This window comes from Arthrobacter sp. CJL-S3, from assembly GCF_056711635.1.
Genome location: NZ_CM160046.1, coordinates 2,744,635 through 2,763,351 on the forward strand (window position 1 = coordinate 2,744,635; position 18,717 = coordinate 2,763,351).

Consider the following 18,717-nt stretch of genomic DNA (forward strand, 5'->3'; position numbering starts at 1 on the left):
CCGGGCTGCCGGCCGGATCCGAAATTCGGACCTAGCCATTGTACGCAGACCGGCCATGTGCCCGCGGACACCGGCAGCGGCTTGACCGCCACCGGTGTCCACGGTGAAGACATCAGTCCTCGAGGTCGACCTCGCGCACCATGTCGGCGCCGATTCCGGCCTTGATGGCGTCCAGGACCTGCTGCGGGACGGAGCTGTCGATGGTCAGCAGGGCGAGCACCTGGCCGCCCTCGTCCTGCCGCGCGACCTGCATGCCGGCGATGTTGATGTTGTTCATGCCGAGGATATGCCCGATGGTGCCGATCACGCCGGGGCGGTCCGAATAGGCGACCACCACGAGGTGTTCGCTGATCGGGATCTCCACCTCGAAGCCGTTGATCCCGACAAGCTTCTGGACCTGCTTGGGCCCGGTCAGGGTGCCCGCGACGGAGATCTGCGTGCCGTCGCTGAGGGCGCCGCGGAGGGTCAGGACGTTGCGGTAGGACTCGGTGTCCGGCGTCGTGATCAGGCGGACGTTGATGCCGCGCTGCTCGGCGATCACGGGGGCGTTGACGTAGGAGACCTGCTCGGTCACGATGTCGGCAAAGATGCCCTTGAGCGCGGCCAGTTCGAGCACCTTGACGTCGAGGGAGGCGATTTCCCCGGCGACCTCGACGTCGAACTGGGTCAGCGAGGCGTGGGTCATGGCGGTGAAGATGCGGCCCAGCTTCTCCATCAGCGGGATGCCCGGGCGGACATCCGGGGCGATCACGCCGCCGGCGACGTTGACCGCGTCGGGAACGAGTTCCCCGGCCAGGGCCAGGCGGACGGACTTGGCGACCGAGACACCGGCCTTTTCCTGCGCTTCGTCCGTGGACGCGCCCAGGTGCGGTGTGACCACGACGTTGTCGAGCTTGAAGAACGGCAGGTCGGTGCTGGGTTCCTTGACGAACACGTCGACGCCGGCTCCGGCGATTTCGCCGGACTCCAGCGCGGTGTAGAGCGCCTCCTCGTCGACGAGGCCGCCGCGGGCGACGTTGACGACGTACGCGGTGCTCTTCATCTTCTTGAAGGACTCGGCGCCGAGCATGCCGACGGTCTCCGGCGTCTTGGGCATGTGGATGCTGATGAAGTCCGACTGCGCGAGCAGCTCGTCCAGGGTCACCAGCTGGACGCCGAGCTGGGCGGCGCGGGCCGAGGTGATGTAGGGATCGTAGGCGAGGATCTTCGTGTCGAAGCCCTTCAGGCGGGCGGCGACCAGGGCGCCGATCCGGCCCAGGCCGATGATGCCGATCTTCTTCTCGAAGAGTTCGATGCCGGTGTACTTGGAGCGCTTCCACTCGCCGTCCTTGAGCGCGGCGCTGGCCTGCGGGATGTGGCGGGCGAGGCTCAGGATGTGGCCGACGGTGAGTTCAGCGGCGGAGACGATGTTCGAGGTGGGGGCGTTCACCACCATGACACCGGCCTGGGTGGCGGCTTTGATGTCGACGTTGTCGAGGCCGACGCCTGCGCGGGCGATCACCTTGAGGTTTTTCGCGGCGGCGATGGCTTCGGCGTCGAGCTGGGTGGCGGAGCGGACCAGGATCGCGTCGACGTCGGCGATCGCAGAGAGCAGCTGGGAACGGTCGGCGCCGTCGGTCTGCCGGATTTCGAAGTCCGGGCCAAGGGCCTCGATCGTGGCGGGCGAAAGTTCCTCAGCGAGGAGTACTACAGGTTTGGTGCTTGTCACCGGTGACCTCTTTAGCTCTCTTGTATATCAGGTGGGGATTTTGGTGCAACGGGTGGTGCGGGTGGTGCCCTGCAGCAGGGAAGCCGGACCCCAGTAATGGTGTCCGGCTTCCCGGCCGGTCAGTGCCTAGCGGGCGACTGAGCCTTCGGTGTAGTCGTCTTCGTTCTTGATCCAGGAGAACAGCTTGCGCAGTTCGCGGCCGGTGGCCTCGATCGGGTGGTCCTCACCCTTCTTGCGCAGCGCCTTGAACTCGGGGGCTCCGGCGTCCTGGTCGTCGATGAAGCGCTTGGCGAAGGTGCCGTCCTGGATGTCCGCCAGGACAGCCTTCATGTTTTCCTTCACGTCCGGGGTGATCACGCGCGGGCCGGAGACGTAGTCGCCGTACTCGGCGGTGTCGGAGACGCTCCAGCGCTGCTTGGCGATGCCGCCCTCGACCATGAGGTCGACGATGAGCTTGAGCTCGTGCAGCACCTCGAAGTAGGCAACCTCGGGCTTGTAGCCGGCCTCGGTGAGGACCTCGAAGCCGTACTGGATCAGCTGGGAGGCGCCGCCGCAGAGGACAGCCTGCTCGCCGAACAGGTCCGTTTCGGTCTCTTCGGTGAAGGTGGTCTCGATGACGCCCGCACGGGTGCCGCCGATGGCCTTGGCGTAGGACAGGGCCAGTTCCTTGGCCTTGCCGGACGGGTTCTGCTCGACGGCGATCAGGTCCGGCACGCCGCGGCCGGCTTCGAACTCGCGGCGGACGATGTGGCCCGGGCCCTTGGGGGCAACGAGGGCGACGTCGACGTCTGCCGGGGGCTTGATGTAGCCGTAGCGGATGTTGAAGCCGTGGCCGAAGAACAGGGCATCGCCCGGCTGCAGGTTCGGGGCGATGTCCTCGGCGTACACGTGGCGCTGGACCTGGTCCGGGGTGAGGACCATGATCAGGTCGGCTTCGGCGACGGCGTCCGCGACGTTCAGGACACGCAGGCCCTCGGCCTCGGCCTTGGCGCGGGACTTGGAGTCTTCCTTGAGGCCGACGCGGACGTCGACGCCGGAATCGCGCAGGCTGAGGGCGTGCGCGTGGCCCTGGGAGCCGTAACCGATGACGGCGACGGTGCGGCCCTGGATGATCGACAGGTCGGCGTCGTCGTCGTAGAACATTTCAGTCACTGGGGTGTCTCCTTTTGAGTGGATTCTTGGTGCTTGTCGGTGAAAACTTGTGTTTCGCGCAGTGTCTTACCGCGCTGTCTTACGCTGTGTCTTACGCGCTGCGTAGGGCCCTGTCGCTCATGGAACGGGATCCCCGCCCAACGGCCAGGGTGCCGGACTGCACGATTTCGCGGATGCCGAAAGGCTCCAGCACTGAGAGCAGTGCGGTGAGCTTTTCGGGGTGGCCCGTTGCCTCAATGACAACCGACTCTGTGGAGACGTCGACCACTGATGCGCGGAACAGGTCTGCAGCCTGGGTAACCTGCAGCCGTGTTCCGGCATCCGCACGTACCTTGACCAGGATGTGGTCGCGCTGTACGGAAGATTCGGCGGTGAGCTCAACGATTTTGATCACGTTGACCAGCTTGTTCAGCTGTTTGGTGATCTGTTCGATCAGCTCACCATCGGCGTCGACGACGACGGTCATCCGGGACATGCCCGGAACTTCCGTCGGCCCGACGGCCAGGGAGTTGATGTTGAAGGCCCGGCGGGCGAAGAGGCTGGCGACGCGGGTCAGCACACCGGGCTTGTCTTCGACCAGAACGGACAGTGTGTGGCGGGTCATGTTCAGTCCTCCTCTTCCCATTCCGGGGTCATGTTGCGGGCAACCTGGATCTGGTCGTTGCTGACTCCGGAGGGGACCATCGGCCACACCATGGAGTTGGGGCTCACGACAAAGTCGATGACCACGGGGCGGTCATTGATCTCCAGCGCCTTCTGAATGGTGGCGTCGATGTCCTCGTCGCGGTCGCAGCGGAACGAGGCGCAGCCGTAGGCGTCCGCCAGCTTGACGAAGTCCGGGATCCGGACGGTGTCGTGGCCGGTGTTGAGGTCGGTGTTGGAGTAGCGGCCCTCGTAGAACAGGGTCTGCCACTGCCGCACCATCCCCAGCGAGGAGTTGTTGATGATGGCAACCTTAATCGGGATCTTGTTGATCGCGCACGTCGCCAGTTCCTGGTTGGTCATCTGGAAGCAGCCGTCGCCGTCGATGGCCCAGACCACGCGGTCCGGGTTGCCCACCTTGGCGCCCATGGCGGCCGGTACGGCGTAGCCCATGGTGCCGGCCCCGCCGGAGTTCAGCCAGGCGTGCGGGCGTTCGTACTTGATGAACTGTGAGGCCCACATCTGGTGCTGTCCCACGCCGGCGACGTAGACGCCTTCGGGCCCGGTGAGGGCACCGATGCGTTCGATCACGCGCTGCGGGGCGCTGAGGCCGTCGTCGGGTTCGGTCCAGCCCAGCGGGTAGGTCTCCTTGAGGTTGTTCAGGAAGGCCCACCAGTTGGTGTAGTCCGGGGTGCCGGAGACTGCGAACACGGCGCGCAGGGCCTCGCTGAGTTCCGGAATGATCTCCTTGACCGAGCCCACGATCGGGACGTCGGCGGTGCGGTTCTTGGAGATCTCGGCCGGGTCGATGTCCGCGTGGATGACCTTGGCGTTCGGGGCGAAGGTCTTCAGCACGCCCGTCACCCGGTCATCGAAGCGGGCCCCGAGCGTGATCAGCAGGTCTGACTGCTGCAGCGCGGTCACGGCGGAGACCGTGCCGTGCATGCCCGGCATCCCGACATGCTGCGGGTGCGAGTCCGGGAAGACGCCGCGGGCCATCAGGGTGGTGACCACGGGGGCGCCGGAGAGTTCAGCGAGCTCCAGCAGTTCCGCCGAGGCGTGCGCCTTGACGACGCCGCCGCCCACATAGAGCACGGGCTTGCTGGCTGCCGCGATGAGACGGGCGGCCTCGCGGACCTGCTTGTTGTGTCCCCGGAGCACCGGGTGGTAGCCGGGCAGGTCGATCTTCGGCGGCCAGGAGAAGGTCATCTGACCCTGCTGGGCGTCCTTGGCGACATCGACCAGGACGGGGCCCGGGCGGCCGGTCGAGGCAAGGTGGAAGGCCTCGGCCATGACATGCGGGATGTCGTTGGGGTCGGTCACCAGGAAGGAGTGCTTCGTGATCGGCATCGTGATGCCGACGATGTCCGCTTCCTGGAAGGCATCGGTGCCGATGACTCCACTGGAGACCTGGCCGGTGATGGCCACCATCGGCACGGAGTCCATGTGGGCATCCATGATGGCGGTGACGAGGTTGGTGGCACCCGGACCCGAGGTGGCGATGCAGACGCCCACCCGTCCGGTGACCATGGCGTAGCCTTGCGCGGCGTGGCCGGCTCCCTGTTCGTGACGGACCAGAATGTGGTTCATTCGGGAAGCCATCAAGGGGTCGTAGGTGGGCAGGATCGCGCCACCGGGCAAACCAAAAATATCGTCCACGCCGAGTTCTTCGAGCGAGCGGACAATTGCTTGTGAACCGGTCATCACCGTCGGGGGTACGACGTTGTTCGGTCCAAGGACAGGAGAGACAGCAGCAGTGTCGACGCCGGCGTCAGCCGGACGCTCGACGCGTTCCGAAGCCTTGTGGGCTCCAGCGGACTTAGTGGCCATCAGCGAGGGGCTGATCGGCGATCCTTTGCTCATCGGACTCTTCCTTAGTGGATCTTCGGTTGGATCTTCGGTGATCGGGGTACTGATGGTGCTGCGTGATGCTGGTGAACCGGTGGTGCGGAAATAAAAAAACCCCTCAGCCTGGCGGCTCTTCGAGGGGTTTGCGCGTGACGGTTCGTTACCAGTCGGGCTATGGAGCCACGCGCTTGGTAAGGACGACGGAGACACCTGCAGTGGCGCCGGCGGTAACGAATGCGATCATGCGTTCAGTTTTCCCTCTTAGTGAGACGTGTGTCAACGAGCCTGCGCCCTGTCTCACTATCTGGACTCCATTGTCCACGGACTGGTCCTGCTGAGGAGGCTACTGCCGCCCCAGCAGGGCAGGAATCACCCGCAGTAGGCGCCGGTGGACGCGCTGTGGACGAGCTTGGCGTACTTGGCGAGCACACCTTTGGTGAACTTGGCCGGGAGCGGCTCCCAGCCGACCTTGCGGGCGTCGAGCTCCGCCTCGTCGACCAGGAGGTCGAAGCTGCGGGCGGCGATGTCCACGCGGATCCTGTCGCCGTCCTGGACGAAGGCGATGGGGCCGCCGTCGACGGCTTCCGGGGCAACGTGGCCGATGCACAGGCCCGTGGTGCCGCCGGAGAAGCGGCCGTCGGTCAGCAGCAGCACGTCCTTGCCCAGGCCGGCACCCTTGATGGCGCCGGTGATGGCGAGCATTTCGCGCATGCCCGGTCCGCCCTTGGGGCCCTCGTAGCGGATGACGACGACGTCGCCGGCCTTGATCTGGCCCTTGTCGAGAGCGTCCAGGGCACCCTGCTCGCGTTCGAAGACGCGGGCGGTGCCCTCGAAGACGTCGGCGTCGAAGCCTGCGCTCTTCACGACGGCACCCTCCGGAGCCATCGTGCCGTGCAGGATGGTGATGCCGCCGGTCTTGTGGATCGGGTTGTCCATGGCGCGGAGGATCTTGCCGTCCAGGTCCGGCGGGTTGATCGCCGCGAGGTTCTCCGCGACGGTCTTGCCCGTGACGGTGAGGCAGTCCCCGTGCAGCAGGCCGGCGTCGAGCAGCGCCCGCATGATGACCGGCACGCCGCCGATCTTGTCGACGTCGGTCATAACGTAGCGGCCGAACGGCTTCAGGTCCCCCAGGTGCGGGATCCTGTCGCCGATGCGGTTGAAGTCATCCAGGGTCAGCTCGACCTCGGCCTCGCGGGCGATGGCGAGCAGGTGCAGCACGGCGTTGGTGGAGCCGCCGAAGGCCATGGTCACGGCGATCGCGTTTTCGAACGCCTTCTTGGTCATGATGTCGCGGGCGGTGATGCCCTTGCGCAGGAGGTTGACCACCGCTTCACCGGACTTGCGGGCAAACTCGTCGCGGCGGCGGTCGGCCGAGGGCGGTGCGGCCGAGCCGGGAAGGGACATGCCCAGCGCTTCGCCGATGCAGGCCATGGTGTTGGCGGTGTACATGCCGCCGCAGGCGCCCTCGCCCGGGCAGATCGCCTTTTCGATGCGCGTCAGGTCTTCAAGGCTCATCTTGCCGGCGGCACAGGCGCCCACGGCTTCGAAGGCGTCGATGAGGGTGACTTCCTTTTCGGAGCCGTCCTCCAGCTTGACCCAGCCGGGCATGATGGAGCCGGCGTAGAGGAAGACGGCGGCGAGGTCCAGGCGGGCGGCGGCCATGAGCATGCCGGGCAGGGACTTGTCGCAGCCGGCCAGCAGGACGGAGCCGTCGATGCGCTCGGCCTGCATGACGGTTTCCACGGAGTCGGCGATGACCTCGCGGGACACCAGCGAGAAGTGCATGCCCTCGTGTCCCATGGAAATGCCGTCCGAGACGGAGATGGTGCCGAACTGCATCGGGAACCCGCCGCCGGCGTGCACGCCTTCCTTGGCGCCCTGGGCAAGCCGGTTCAGGGAGAGGTTGCAGGGAGTGATTTCATTCCAGGAGCTCGCCACACCGATCTGCGGCTTGGCGAAGTCGTCGTCGCCCATGCCGACCGCCCGGAACATCCCGCGCGCGGGCGCGGCGTGGATTCCGTCGGTAACGACCCGGCTGCGGGGCTTGATGTCCGGTTTTGTGTCTGTCGCTGTTTGGGTGTCCTCACTCATGGGTCAAAGTCTAGGGCTCCGTCGCGGGGCCCAACGACCCGGAGGGGCGCATTAAGCGCAAAACCGGGAATGTTTCGACCAAATGGTGGACTTCCGTCTCATCTGATGGACTCACCGCTGCGGAACGGCTCAGTTGAGGTGAGCGGCGTCACGCAGTTCCGGTGCTTCGGCGACGGACTGCGCTTCGGCTTTGAGCAGTGTGAGCACCTGCTGGATGGTGGTCCGGGCCGCCACGTCAGGGCGTGCGAGCGCGACGATGCTGCGGCTGGCCTTGACCCCGGCCAGCGGGCGCAGCACGAAGCCGCGGCCCTGGTTTTTCAGGGCCGTGTAGCGCGGCAGCAGGCTGAGCCCGTGTCCGGCGCTGACCAGGGCCTCGAGGACCCGGAGGTCGGGGAACGTCTGCGCCCGGACCGCCGGGGAGTCGGCCTGCACCTCGATCTGGCGGAGCACCGTGTCGAAGGGGAACCCCTCGGGAACTCCCATCCACGGGAAGCCGATGACGTCTTCGGCGCGCAGCGTCGCCTTTCCCGCGAGCGCATGGCCCTCTGGGATCGCGACGTCCAGCGGCTCGTCGAGGAGCGGCACGACCGTCAGTCCCAGCCGGGCAAAGACGTCCGGCCCGTCGACGCTGTGTGCCAGCACAATGTCATAGTCGGATGTCAGGCCCGCGAATCCAGCCACGTTGGGGTCCTCGAAATGGGCCTGGAAGCGGAGGCCGTCGATGGACTTGACGCGGTGCAGGAGTCCGGGGAGGAACATCTCCGCGGCGCTGGGGAAGAACGCGGCCTTGACATGGGTCTGCCAGCCGCGCCGGTAGGTGTCGATGGTGGCCTCCGCGCGGGCCATGGCGGTGGAAACCTCGGCGGCCGCCCCCGCCATCGCGAGTCCGGCCTCGGTGAGGCGCACCCCCCGGCCCGACTTCTCCACCAGGACAACACCCAGCTCCTCCTGCAGGGTCTTGAGCTGCTGCGAGACGGCGGAGGGCGTGACGTTCATGGCCTCCGCCGTGGCGCCGACCGTGCCCCGGTCGGCGAGCTCGCGGAGAATACGCAGTCTCTTGAAATCCATGAAATGAGGCTACAGGGCGGCGACACGGAGGCTGGACAGCCCCCTTCGGGCAGACGTACCGTCAAGCGACGGCAACCTTGCCTCATGGACAGAAAGGCTCTGCTATGGATTGGATTATCTGGCTCGTCGTCATCGTGGCGATTGTCGCCATCGTCTGGTGGCTACTCAACCGCAACAGCTCCCGCAGCAGCACCGGCTCCGCGGGAACCGGGACGGCCGCCCACGATTCCGGCGCTCCCCACGCGCACGACGTCGACCACGACGCCTCCCACCGCGGCGCCCTCTCCGGCGGCGGGTCTGCCGCTTCGGCGTCGGCAGCCGGCCTTGCCTGGATGCCCACGGCTGCCGGTTTCAACCAGGCCGAACCCGAAGCCGAACCGGAACCCAAGCCCGACGCCGGCGCGACCGCCGAGGATGCGGCGGCCGCTGAGGCGCGCGCCGCGGCGCGCGCGGCCGCGTCGCGTCCCGCCACCACCCCCGCCGCTGAACCCGCCGCCGAACCCGCGGCTGAACAGGCGGCTGGACCGGCCGCAGCGGCAGCGGAGGCTGCCCCGGCCGGGGCCAGCCCCGAATGGGAAACCCAGTGGTCCGAGACCCCGCCGGCCGAGCCGCATGCCGAGCTCCATCAGAAGCCGGGCGCCGGCAGCCCTGGCGACCACACGGCGGCCGCAGCCGCTGCTGCGGCAGCGGCGACCGGCGCGACAGCAGGCAGCGTCCCGGTGCACCACCCTGAATACACCGAGCCCCACGCCCCCACCCTGCCCGGCGCCGAATCCGCCGCGGCGGAGACTGACGCGGAGGCTGGTCCGGACACGAAGGCCGAACGCGGGGCTTCCGTGCCCACGCCGCCGCCGGCAGAGGAGCCGGCCCGGGAGCAGGGGCAGGCACCGGCGCAGGCACCGGGTGAACCCGGCCCTGCCCAGGCCGAGACCCGGCAGGCAGCCATGTCCTCGGCGGCGTCCGAGACGGCTGTGGGCCACACCGCCGAACCCGCCGGCCATCTCGCCGTCGACCAGCCGTACGGCGAGGGATCGGCAGCACCGGCGCCTGACGGCAGCGGACCCGAGGGTTTCACCGTCAAGGGCAACGCCTCCTCGATGGTCTACCACGACGAGACCAGCCCCGCCTTCGAGGAGACCCGGGCCGAGGTCTGGTTCCTGTCCGCGGCGCATGCCGAGGCGGCGGGTTTCCGGCCACCGCGGCGGACGCGGCAGTAGCCCGGTGAACGGGCTGCTGGAAACCCGGGAACGGACCCCGGTGCACCGATGACGGGGACACGAGCAGGGCGGTGGGCGGGCCTTTCGGTGGCTGCCGCCATGCTGCTGAGCGGCTGCACCCCGGGTGACGGGGGCGGCAGCACCGCACCTGCCACGGCTCCCCCGGCCGGCGGAGTCACCTTGTCCCCGGGCCCGGAGGGGTCCTCCCCCGCCGGGACCCGACCGGGCGTGGACCAGCCGACGGTTGTAGGGAAGATCGACGCCGAACTGCAGGTGCCGTGGTCCACGGTCTTCCTGCCCGACGGCACAGCCGTCATCTCCGAACGCGAGACCGCCCGGCTCCGGAGCATCGCGCCCGGCTCCGGCAACGGGAGAGCCGGCACGATTGGCAAGGTGCCCGACGTCGATGCCGACCGCGAGGGCGGGCTGTTGGGGCTGGCGCTGTCCCCGGATTTCGCGAGGGACCGGTACCTCTACGCCTACTTCACCTCCGCAGGTGACAACCGGATCGCACGGTTCCGCCTCGAGGAGCGTGCCGGAAAGCTGGAACTGGGGCCGTCGGAGGTCATCTTCTCCGGAATCCCCAAAGCCTCCACGCACAACGGCGGGCGGATCCGGTTCGGACCGGACGGCCTCCTGTACGTCGGCACCGGCGATTCGCAGCGCCGCGGGCAGCCCCAGGACGTGAACGCCCTCGGCGGCAAGATCCTGCGCATCACACCGGAGGGACGCCCCGCGCCGGGCAATCCGTTCGGCGACAACCCGGTGTACAGCCTGGGCCACCGCAACGTCCAGGGGCTCGCCTGGGACAGCGCCGGCCGGCTGTGGGCCAGCGAATTCGGGCCCGACGTCGACGACGAGTTGAACCTGATCGTGCCCGGCGGCAACTACGGCTGGCCGGAAGTCACCGGCGCCCCGCGCCGCGCCGGCTTCCTCGACGCGAAGGTGGTGTGGCCATCGACGTCGGAATCCTCTCCCAGCGGGCTTGAGATCGTCGGCGACACGGCCTACCTCGGCGCGCTCCGCGGCCAGCGGCTCTGGGCCGTTCCCCTGGAGGGCGAATCCGCCGGTGATCCCGTGAGCTATTTCACACGAATGTACGGGAGGATCAGAAACGTCTCGCTGGCCCCGGACGGCCGCCTGTGGGTGCTCAGCAACAACAAAAACCCTGATTTTGTGCTGGTTTTGCAGCTGCCGGAGTAGCTCCCGGACCGCCTTCCGGTCCGATTTCACACTCCGCCCAAACTCGTGTAGAGTTTCATGTCGTTGCGGAGAACAACGCGGGAACAAAAAGACCGCGGTGAACGAAAACAACAGATGCACCTCTAGCTCAACTGGCAGAGCAATTGACTCTTAATCAATGGGTTCCGGGTTCGAGTCCCGGGGGGTGCACCACCAAAGAAAACCCCGTCTTCACTGGCCAAAGGCTGTGAAGACGGGGTTTTTTGCTCTGCACGAAATCACCCCAAGGGAAAGGTCATGGGACAACACGTACCAACCGTCGCCGGCCCCTTTACTCCTGCCGGAACCTGCGCATCAAGGCGGAGATCCACCCGGTCTTGATACGCGGCGCCAACCACGCCTCGAGGTCGCCGGCGCTCCAGGATGGTGCCCGCACCAGGATCAGTTCCCGGTCCTCACGGACAGCCTCAAGGATGCCGTCCTGACGGGCCAGCTTGCGGACCAGCCCATCGACCTTGAGTGAGTAGACGTGGGCGATTTCATCGCTCAGCCCGATCTCGAAGTCGATGCCGCCCGGCTCGTCGCGGACTTCCTCAATCTCGAAGGGCGGTTCCTCTTCCATCGGGGCGTCGGTGACTTCGGTGGGCCCGTTCAGCCGCTCGATGAGCCGCAGCGTGTAGTCCGCCATCCTGTCATCTGGTGACTCCCGGACCCCGTTGAGGGCAGCGCGTGCGTCAACCGTGGGGACGCCGGGCAGAAAGTTATGGTCCTCGCCCTTGCCGCTGACCAGGACTGGGTGGTTGTTGTAGGCGTAGCGCTTGATGGGATGGCGGACTACCTCCCAACGGGCCAGTGGTGCACGCTCCTGCACCACTGCCGCGACATAGGACACCAGCCCGTCCAGGAGCGTCAGGGACTCCACGGACAGCGTCGGCTCCTCCTCAAATGTGTACCGCTCCCATGAAGGCCACGCCTGCCGCGGCACGGAACCGGGGTCTGTAGCGCCGGGGGTGTCCAGGCTGGTGAAGCGCGACAGCATCCAGCGCCACAAGGGAACAAGGCTCTCCGGCGTCCCGTCGAGGAGCGCATCCGGGTCCTGGCCGTCGGCCACCAGCTGCTCCCGGAGTCGCTCCAGTGCCGGTCCGCGCTCGTCCAGAAACTCCTGCAGGGCGGCGGCGGCCTTGGCTTTGCTCAGGTCAAGATAGTTAGTCATGAAATCCCCCAATGTCGTTCTCGAAGAATACACAGCACGCGATGAGAGACGGCTTCTGTCCATTCAGGCACGCCGTTGCCTTGACAGGAGTTTGTGGCAGCAGGGGGCGGCGACGTCCTCCCCTGGGCCGGATGGCTTGCCACCCGGTCTCCGGAACGTAGACTCGGCGCATGTCTGGTCCTGGGGGAACACGAACAGTCCGCCGCACGGCGGAAACTCATTGTTGTCATACTGCTGACCGGCTGTCTGGCCGCCTGCGCCTACGACGGCGACGGCGACCCGCAGCTATCACCGTCCAAGGAGGCTGACGACCCGGCAGCGGTCCTCAGACGAGTTCCCAGATGACGGCCGGGATGGTTGGCGGCTGCGGCCGCAGGCAGCGCGCCCGGGCGGGGCCTACCGTTCAGGATTCACGCCGGACCGCTGCGGCCAGCTGGAAATGGATGGGAAGCGTCAGCTGCACCGGCGATGCCCCGACGGGCTCGTCGAGCAGCTCGTTGATCGAGGTCTGCCCTTCCAGCTGAACGGTCGGGTTTGTGTCCATCCCTTGAGCCTATGCGCAGCCGGTGCCCGGTCCGTTGAGGGACACGGAAACTGCCCGGACTCGGAAGGTGAGGAGTCCCGGGCAGGTCTTGCGGCGGCTGGAGCCCCGGCTTAGTTGGCCTCGACCGGCAGGCTGGGTTCCCCCGCGGGGACAATCGTCTTCACGTCAGTCGAGGAGATCCTGGTTGCCAGTTCCCTGACAACAGCCTGGAGCTCCTGCCGCAGGACATCGGGGTCGATGGAGGCGGCAGCAAGGACGGATCGTTCCATGTCCGCGGCTTCAGCAACCGCCTCGCGGCCCCGGTCGGTCAGGGACACAACATGGCTGCGGCGATCCGAGGTGCTCCGCTGCCGGGAGATGTGGCCGTGGGCTTCCAGCCGGCTGAGGGTCTTGCCCATGGTCTGCGCCTGTACGCGCACCAATTGGGCAAGTTGCGCCTGGGTCATGGGTCCGTTGACGGAGAGCACCTCCATGGCGATGACCCCGGCATGGGTCAGGCCAATGGCCCCCAATTTTTCATTCCAGGAGTGTTCAACAAGGCGTGCTGCCGTGGACAATAGGCGCCCAGTGGGCCAGCGATCCATATCAGGCATACCCAAGAGTATAGCGAGCATAAGATTCGGCGCTGCCACCTACGCTCATTAGGCTGGTATTTCGCCACCCCGGGACCACCCGGTGTCCACCCCGAGAAGGAGCACAACTTGTCTGAACGACTCATCCCCGGTGACACGGCGCCGGCATTCACGCTGCGGAACGCGGAAGGGCGGGAGGTCTCCCTCGGAGATTTCCGCGGCCGCAGCACCGTCGTCTACTTCTACCCGGCCGCTTCCACCCCGGGGTGCACGAAGGAGGCCTGCGATTTCCGGGATTCCCTGGCGTCGCTGCAGCAGGCCGGCTACGAGGTGGTGGGGATTTCCCCCGACCCCGCGGACAAGCTCGCCAGGTTCGCGGCCGCGGAAGGGCTCACCTTCCCCCTGCTGTCAGACCCGGACCACACCGTCGCCGAGGCCTATGGGGCCTGGGGTGAGAAGAAAAACTATGGCAAGACCTATGAAGGACTGATCCGGTCCACGGTGGTCGTCGACCCCGACGGCCGGGTCGCCGTCGCGCAATATAACGTCCGGGCCACCGGGCATGTCGCCAAACTCCGCAGGGACCTCAAAATCGACGTGTAGACCACGTGTTCACCCGCTGCGGGTGATGCGTGCAGGGTTTCTGGTGACCGCGGCCAATCCGAAGGAACTGATCTTCGGCATCGCGGCCGGCGTCGTGATTGGCAGCGCCACGCTCCCCTTCGGCATGGTTGCCGCAGCCGTGCTCACCTATACGGCGATCGCTCATCATCGCGGCGGTGCTCGTATTCATGGGCGCAGTCATGATCGGCAAAGGCCTCGCAGGCTTCTAGTTGTCGTTCATATCAGCGTGGACGCCCGTTCTTCTTAATGCGCGGGCGGACGCTCCCTGTCCCGTGAAATGTACAATGGAGGCTGGCATCCGCCCTCGACGGTCTGAGGACCCAACAGATGACGGGCGCCGCGCGCGAGTGGTGAAATTGGCAGACACGCAGGATTTAGGTTCCTGTGCCTTCGGGCGTGGGGGTTCAAATCCCCCCTTGCGCACACTAATGAGCCCCGGTCTTCGGACCGGGGCTCATTCCTTTTAAGCGCCTGATCGGCGGCTAATCCTGCGCATAAAAAAGAAATGTCATCCTGCACCCATCCGTTTCCCCGGACCCCGCGAATACCCATTGAGACACCAACCAAGGGTCGGTGCCCAACAAGTCGGAAAAGGGCCAAAGCGGCAACAGTTCGCCGCTGGCAACGATCGGCACAACAAAGGAGAAACCGAAATGCAGACCATCAAGCGCACGACTCTTTCCGTTGCAGGAATCGCTGCTGCAGCCATGCTCAGCCTCACGGCCTGTGGCGGAGCAGCCTCCACGGCACCCGCTTCCTCGGCTCCCGCCGCCACGCCGATGGCATCAAGCATGGCACCGTCGCCGTCCACCAGCTCGGCAGCAGCCATGGACCCGGCCGCCAACCTCGTAGGGGCAGGCTGTGCAGGCTACGCCGCCCAGGTCCCCAGCGGCGCCGGCTCCGTCTCCGGAATGGCCCTTGACCCGGTAGCGGTCGCGGCGTCCAACAACCCGATCCTCACCACCCTGACCGCCGCCGTGTCCGGCAAGCTCAACCCGAAGGTTGACCTGGTGGACACCCTGAACGGCAGCGAGTTCACGGTCTTCGCTCCGACGGATGACGCCTTCGCCAAGATCGACGCCGCCACGATCGAAACGCTGAAGACGGACGATGCCCTGCTCAGCAAGATCCTGACCTACCACGTTGTTCCGGGCAAGATCAGCCCGGACGAGATCGTCGGCACGCACGCCACGGTCCAGGGTGGTTCCGTGACGGTCACCGGCACCAAGGACGCCCTCATGGTCGACGACGCCAACGTCGTCTGCGGTGGCGTCATGACCGCCAACGCCACCGTCTACATGGTCGACTCCGTCCTGATGCCCAAGTAGGCAGCACCAAGCGCTCCTGCTGCGGTTCCAGCCTGACTCACTGGACCAACTAGGAGAATCGAAGGCCCGCACCGGTGGTGCGGGCCTTCGTTTTGTCCTCACAGCGAGCGTCCGGGCCGGTCAACTACAATGGCCGTGTTCCGCAGCCGGCGGTCCATCCAGTCCACCGAGGTGATACCCGAGTGCCCACACGTACAGTGTCCAGCCGTACCGCGCGCCCCAGCAATGCCAGTCCAGCGAGGGCCAACGGAGCGCGGACCCGTGCAGTGCGCCGCATCGCAGCCGGCGTCGGTGCAGTGCTGCTAATGCTGCCGCTCGCCGCCTGCACCGGAACGCCCGGACCGGGCCCCGGCTCGGCCACCGCCGCGCCCAGTTCCACCGCCGCCGCGCCCAGCGCCGTGTTCACCTTCGGCACCGCCTCGCAGCCGCTCGGGCTGGATCCCGCCGTCGTCTCCGACATCGAGTCCTACCGGATCACCCGCCAGGTCCTGGAAGGACTCGTCGGTGTCGACCAGACCACCGGAGAGCCCACGCCGCTGCTGGCCACCGAATGGACGACCAGCGACGATGGCCGCGCCTACACCTTCAAGCTCCGGGAGCAGGTGACCTTCCAGGACGGCACCGCCTTCGACGCCGCGGCCGTCTGCAGCAACTTCAACCGCTGGTTCAATTTCCCCGACACGCTGCGCCAGCAGGCGCCGGGGACGACTTTCAAGGGCGTCTTCAAGGCCCACGCCGATCAGGCGTCGCTCTCCATCTACAAGGGCTGCACCGCCGTGGCCCCGGACAACGTGACGATCGAGCTGACCCAGCCCTTCACCGGGTTCCTGCAGGCCCTCACGCTCCCGGCCTTCGCCATCTCCTCGCCCCAGGCCCTCGCGACCCGGAACGCCGACCAGCTGGACCAGAGCCGTGACGGCCAGCCCGTCTCCGGCTACGGGCTCCACCCGGTGGGAACCGGCCCGTACGTCTTCAGCTCCTGGGACCCGGACAGCATCACCCTCGCCAGCAACAAGGACTACTGGGGGGACAAGGGCCAGATCGGCACGATCAACTTCGTCACCTACGATCACACCCAGACCCGGATGCAGGCCCTGCTCGACGGCAAGATCGACGCCTACGACGCCGTGACCGTTGGCAACTTCGACCAGCTCGTCAAGCGCGGCAAACAGATCATCCAGCGGGATCCCTTCTCCGTTATGTACCTGGGCATGAACCAGGAGGTCCCCGTCCTGCAGAACCTCAAGGTCCGCCAGGCCATCGAAATGGCCCTGGACAAGGACACCCTGATCCGCAGGTTCTTCATTGACAACACCGCACAGGCCACACAGTTCGTCCCGCCCAAGCTCAGCGGCTTCAACAACAATGCCCCGTCCCTGGGCCACAATCCGGCCAAGGCCAAGGAGCTGCTCACCGAGGCCGGCTACCAGGGCGAGGAGCTGAAGTTCTACTATCCGCTCAACGTCACCCGGCCCTACCTCCCGACGCCGGAGAAGGTCTATGCGGAAATCAGCAAGCAGCTGACCGCCATCGGGCTGAACATCAAGCCGGTGCCGGTCGAATGGTCCGAAGGCTACCTCCAGCAGGTCACTTCCCCCGGCGACCACGCCCTCCATCTGCTGGGCTGGAACGGCTCCTACTCCGACCCGGACAATTTCGTCGGGCCGCTCTTCGGCGAGAACACCGGCGAGTTCGGCTATCAGGACCCGCAGGTCTTTTCCAAGATCGCCCGGGCCCGCGGCCTGCCGGACGGCAAGGAGCGGACGGAGCAGTACCAGACCATCAACGCGCAGATCGCCGCGACGGTACCCGCCGTGCCGATCGCCTACCCGATCTCGGCCCTGGCCCTGTCGGACCGTGTGCTGAAGTACCCGGCGTCGCCCGTTCTGAATGAAGTTTTCACGAAGGTCGAGCTAAAGCCTTGACGGACGGAGCCAATTTCAGTATGAGGCGGGTCCGGGGATATTCTGTGACAGCCAGACCCGCTGCTATCGGAGACTGATTGTGACTTTCATTTCCAAGACCCAACATGCCGACGTCGTCCTGATTGGCGGCGGCATCATGAGCGCCACGCTCGGTGCTTTCCTGAAGCAGCTTGAGCCGAACTGGACGATTTCCCTGTTCGAGAAGCTCGACGAGCCGGGTCTGGAGAGTTCCGGCCCCTGGAACAACGCCGGCACCGGACACGCCGCGCTGTGTGAGCTGAATTATTCCCCCGCAGCCAAAGACGGCTCCGTGGACCCCGCCAAGGCAATCCTCATCAACGAGCAGTTCCAGCTGTCCCGCCAGTTCTGGTCCCACCTCGTCACGAACGGCATGATCGGCTCCCCCAAGGGCTTTATCAACACCGTCCCGCACATGAGCTTTGTGATCGGCGAGGACAACACCAAGTTCCTGCGCACCCGCTACGAGGCGCTCAAGCCGAACCCGCTGTTCCGCTCGATGGAATACTCCGAGGACCACGCCCGGATCGCCAAGTGGGCCCCGCTGATCGTCAAGGGCCGCGACCCGAAGCAGCGGATCGCCGCCACCCGCGCCGCGGAAGGCACCGACGTCGACTTCGGTGCCCTGACGCGGGAGCTGACCACTTACCTCGGGAACAACGGCGTCGAGGTCAACTACGGCCACAACGTCTCCGGCATCAAGCGCGCTTCCGACGGCGGCTGGGACCTTTCGCTCAAGCACCCCCACTCCGGCGAGCACGGCTCCATCCACGCGAAGTTCGTCTTTGTAGGCGCCGGCGGCGGGGCTCTGCACCTGCTGCAGGCCTCCGGGATTCCGGAAAGCAAGGGCTACGGCGGTTTCCCGGTCTCCGGCCAGTTCTTCCGCTGCACCGACGAGACGCTTGCAAGCCAGCACAGCGCCAAGGTCTACGGCCAGGCCTCCGTTGGCGCCCCGCCGATGTCAGTCCCGCACCTGGACACCCGCTTCGTCAACGGCAAGCGCTCCCTGCTGTTCGGCCCCTACGCCGGCTTCTCCACAAATTTCCTGAAGAACGGCTCCTACCTGGACCTGCCGCGTTCCATCCGGCCCTCCAACATCATCCCGATGCTGGCGGTGGGCAAGGACAACATGGACCTCACCGCCTACCTGATCAAGGAAGTCGCCAAGCGGCACGGCGCCAAGGTCGAGGCCCTGCGCGAGTACTACCCCGCCGCCCAGGACGGCGACTGGGAACTCATCACCGCCGGCCAGCGTGTACAGATCATCAAGAAGGACCCGAAGAAGGGCGGCGTGCTGCAGTTCGGCACCGAAGTCATCGCCGGCCGCGACGGATCCATCGGCGCCCTGCTCGGCGCGTCCCCCGGCGCGTCCACGGCGGTGCCGATCATGATTGAACTGCTCCAGAAGTCCTTCCCGAAGCAGTTCAAGGGCTGGCAGCCCCGGTTCAAGGAGATGATGCCCGGCTATGGCATCAAGCTCAACGAGAACCCGGACCTCGCCGCCCGGCTCGAGGCCGACACGGCCAAGGCACTGCAGCTGGAACCGGTCAGCGCCGAGCGCAACTGACGCCCGCTCCGGGTTGCG

16 protein-coding genes and 2 tRNA genes are annotated in these 18,717 nt (G+C 66.5%); 9 read left to right on the forward strand and 9 right to left on the reverse strand.

The window, feature by feature from the left end; all coding sequences use genetic code 11:
* Window positions 1-112 precede the first annotated feature (112 nt).
* From serA to AC06G6_RS12525, 6 genes are all read right to left on the reverse strand, one after another.
* The gene (serA, locus tag AC06G6_RS12500; RefSeq protein ID WP_479822477.1) at window positions 113-1,708 is read right to left on the reverse strand and encodes a phosphoglycerate dehydrogenase; all 1,596 of its coding nucleotides are present in this window, start codon (window positions 1,706-1,708) and stop codon (window positions 113-115) included.
* Window positions 1,709-1,834: 126 nt separating this feature from the next.
* Window positions 1,835-2,860 (reverse strand): ketol-acid reductoisomerase, encoded by a 1,026-nt coding sequence (gene ilvC / locus AC06G6_RS12505; protein ID WP_463957349.1) that lies wholly within the window; start codon window positions 2,858-2,860, stop codon window positions 1,835-1,837.
* 91 nt (window positions 2,861-2,951) lie between these two features.
* Complete coding sequence (gene ilvN / locus AC06G6_RS12510; protein WP_282380452.1) at window positions 2,952-3,464, reverse strand: acetolactate synthase small subunit; 513 nt, start codon at window positions 3,462-3,464, stop codon at window positions 2,952-2,954.
* Between the two features lie 2 nt (window positions 3,465-3,466).
* Window positions 3,467-5,365, reverse strand: coding sequence for an acetolactate synthase large subunit (locus tag AC06G6_RS12515; RefSeq protein ID WP_479822480.1), 1,899 nt, complete (start codon window positions 5,363-5,365; stop codon window positions 3,467-3,469).
* A 354-nt stretch (window positions 5,366-5,719) separates the two neighbouring features.
* Window positions 5,720-7,441, reverse strand: coding sequence for a dihydroxy-acid dehydratase (gene ilvD / locus AC06G6_RS12520; RefSeq protein WP_479822481.1), 1,722 nt, complete (start codon window positions 7,439-7,441; stop codon window positions 5,720-5,722).
* Window positions 7,442-7,570: 129 nt separating this feature from the next.
* Window positions 7,571-8,509, reverse strand: coding sequence for a LysR family transcriptional regulator (locus AC06G6_RS12525; protein ID WP_479822484.1), 939 nt, complete (start codon window positions 8,507-8,509; stop codon window positions 7,571-7,573).
* A gap of 104 nt (window positions 8,510-8,613) precedes the next feature.
* Between AC06G6_RS12525 and AC06G6_RS12530 the strand changes: the two genes are divergently transcribed.
* The 3 genes from AC06G6_RS12530 to AC06G6_RS12540 all read left to right on the forward strand — a co-directional run bounded on the left by AC06G6_RS12530 (window position 8,614) and on the right by AC06G6_RS12540 (window position 11,121).
* Window positions 8,614-9,726 carry a sunset domain-containing protein gene (locus AC06G6_RS12530; protein WP_479822486.1) on the forward strand — a complete coding sequence of 371 codons (1,113 nt, stop codon included), beginning with the start codon at window positions 8,614-8,616 and terminating at the stop codon, window positions 9,724-9,726.
* 48 nt (window positions 9,727-9,774) lie between these two features.
* Window positions 9,775-10,929 (forward strand): PQQ-dependent sugar dehydrogenase, encoded by a 1,155-nt coding sequence (locus AC06G6_RS12535; RefSeq protein WP_479822488.1) that lies wholly within the window; start codon window positions 9,775-9,777, stop codon window positions 10,927-10,929.
* A 116-nt stretch (window positions 10,930-11,045) separates the two neighbouring features.
* Window positions 11,046-11,121 (forward strand) — tRNA-Lys (locus tag AC06G6_RS12540).
* 118 nt (window positions 11,122-11,239) lie between these two features.
* On the opposite strand, the gene AC06G6_RS12545 is transcribed toward AC06G6_RS12540, so the two are convergent.
* The 3 genes from AC06G6_RS12545 to AC06G6_RS12555 form a co-directional block, all read right to left on the reverse strand.
* Window positions 11,240-12,121: a hypothetical protein gene (locus tag AC06G6_RS12545; RefSeq protein ID WP_479822490.1), complete on the reverse strand. Its 882-nt coding sequence runs from the start codon at window positions 12,119-12,121 to the stop codon at window positions 11,240-11,242.
* 403 nt (window positions 12,122-12,524) lie between these two features.
* A complete protein-coding gene (locus AC06G6_RS12550; protein ID WP_479822492.1) occupies window positions 12,525-12,665 on the reverse strand; it encodes a hypothetical protein in 141 nt (46 codons plus the stop codon).
* A 110-nt stretch (window positions 12,666-12,775) separates the two neighbouring features.
* The gene (locus AC06G6_RS12555; protein WP_307460564.1) at window positions 12,776-13,249 is read right to left on the reverse strand and encodes a MarR family winged helix-turn-helix transcriptional regulator; all 474 of its coding nucleotides are present in this window, start codon (window positions 13,247-13,249) and stop codon (window positions 12,776-12,778) included.
* Between the two features lie 117 nt (window positions 13,250-13,366).
* On the opposite strand from AC06G6_RS12555, the gene bcp reads away from it, so the two are divergent.
* The 6 genes from bcp to AC06G6_RS12585 all read left to right on the forward strand — a co-directional run bounded on the left by bcp (window position 13,367) and on the right by AC06G6_RS12585 (window position 18,699).
* Window positions 13,367-13,840: a thioredoxin-dependent thiol peroxidase gene (bcp, locus tag AC06G6_RS12560; RefSeq protein WP_479822494.1), complete on the forward strand. Its 474-nt coding sequence runs from the start codon at window positions 13,367-13,369 to the stop codon at window positions 13,838-13,840.
* A 43-nt stretch (window positions 13,841-13,883) separates the two neighbouring features.
* Window positions 13,884-14,108 carry a hypothetical protein gene (locus tag AC06G6_RS12565; protein ID WP_479822496.1) on the forward strand — a complete coding sequence of 75 codons (225 nt, stop codon included), beginning with the start codon at window positions 13,884-13,886 and terminating at the stop codon, window positions 14,106-14,108.
* 94 nt (window positions 14,109-14,202) lie between these two features.
* Window positions 14,203-14,284 (forward strand) — tRNA-Leu (locus AC06G6_RS12570).
* A gap of 230 nt (window positions 14,285-14,514) precedes the next feature.
* Entirely contained in the window at window positions 14,515-15,189 is a 675-nt protein-coding gene (locus AC06G6_RS12575) for a fasciclin domain-containing protein (RefSeq protein ID WP_479822501.1), read from the forward strand.
* A 305-nt stretch (window positions 15,190-15,494) separates the two neighbouring features.
* Window positions 15,495-17,114, forward strand: a complete 1,620-nt coding sequence (locus AC06G6_RS12580; RefSeq protein WP_479828659.1) for an ABC transporter substrate-binding protein — start codon at window positions 15,495-15,497, stop codon at window positions 17,112-17,114.
* A 79-nt stretch (window positions 17,115-17,193) separates the two neighbouring features.
* Window positions 17,194-18,699: a malate:quinone oxidoreductase gene (locus AC06G6_RS12585; RefSeq protein ID WP_479822503.1), complete on the forward strand. Its 1,506-nt coding sequence runs from the start codon at window positions 17,194-17,196 to the stop codon at window positions 18,697-18,699.
* The last annotated feature ends 18 nt before the right edge of the window (window positions 18,700-18,717 follow it).

Bases quoted from the DNA above. Each gene is read 5' to 3' on its own strand.
- ilvN (WP_282380452.1), bottom strand. From the start codon at position 3,464: ATGACCCGCCACACACTGTCCGTTCTGGTCGAAGACAAGCCCGGTGTG.
- AC06G6_RS12515 (WP_479822480.1), bottom strand. From the start codon at position 5,365: ATGAGCAAAGGATCGCCGATCAGCCCCTCGCTGATGGCCACTAAGTCC.
- ilvD (WP_479822481.1), bottom strand. From the start codon at position 7,441: ATGAGTGAGGACACCCAAACAGCGACAGACACAAAACCGGACATCAAG.
- AC06G6_RS12525 (WP_479822484.1), bottom strand. From the start codon at position 8,509: ATGGATTTCAAGAGACTGCGTATTCTCCGCGAGCTCGCCGACCGGGGC.
- AC06G6_RS12530 (WP_479822486.1), top strand. From the start codon at position 8,614: ATGGATTGGATTATCTGGCTCGTCGTCATCGTGGCGATTGTCGCCATC.
- AC06G6_RS12535 (WP_479822488.1), top strand. From the start codon at position 9,775: ATGACGGGGACACGAGCAGGGCGGTGGGCGGGCCTTTCGGTGGCTGCC.
- AC06G6_RS12545 (WP_479822490.1), bottom strand. From the start codon at position 12,121: ATGACTAACTATCTTGACCTGAGCAAAGCCAAGGCCGCCGCCGCCCTG.
- AC06G6_RS12550 (WP_479822492.1), bottom strand. From the start codon at position 12,665: ATGGACACAAACCCGACCGTTCAGCTGGAAGGGCAGACCTCGATCAAC.
- AC06G6_RS12555 (WP_307460564.1), bottom strand. From the start codon at position 13,249: ATGGATCGCTGGCCCACTGGGCGCCTATTGTCCACGGCAGCACGCCTT.
- AC06G6_RS12575 (WP_479822501.1), top strand. From the start codon at position 14,515: ATGCAGACCATCAAGCGCACGACTCTTTCCGTTGCAGGAATCGCTGCT.
- AC06G6_RS12580 (WP_479828659.1), top strand. From the start codon at position 15,495: ATGCTGCCGCTCGCCGCCTGCACCGGAACGCCCGGACCGGGCCCCGGC.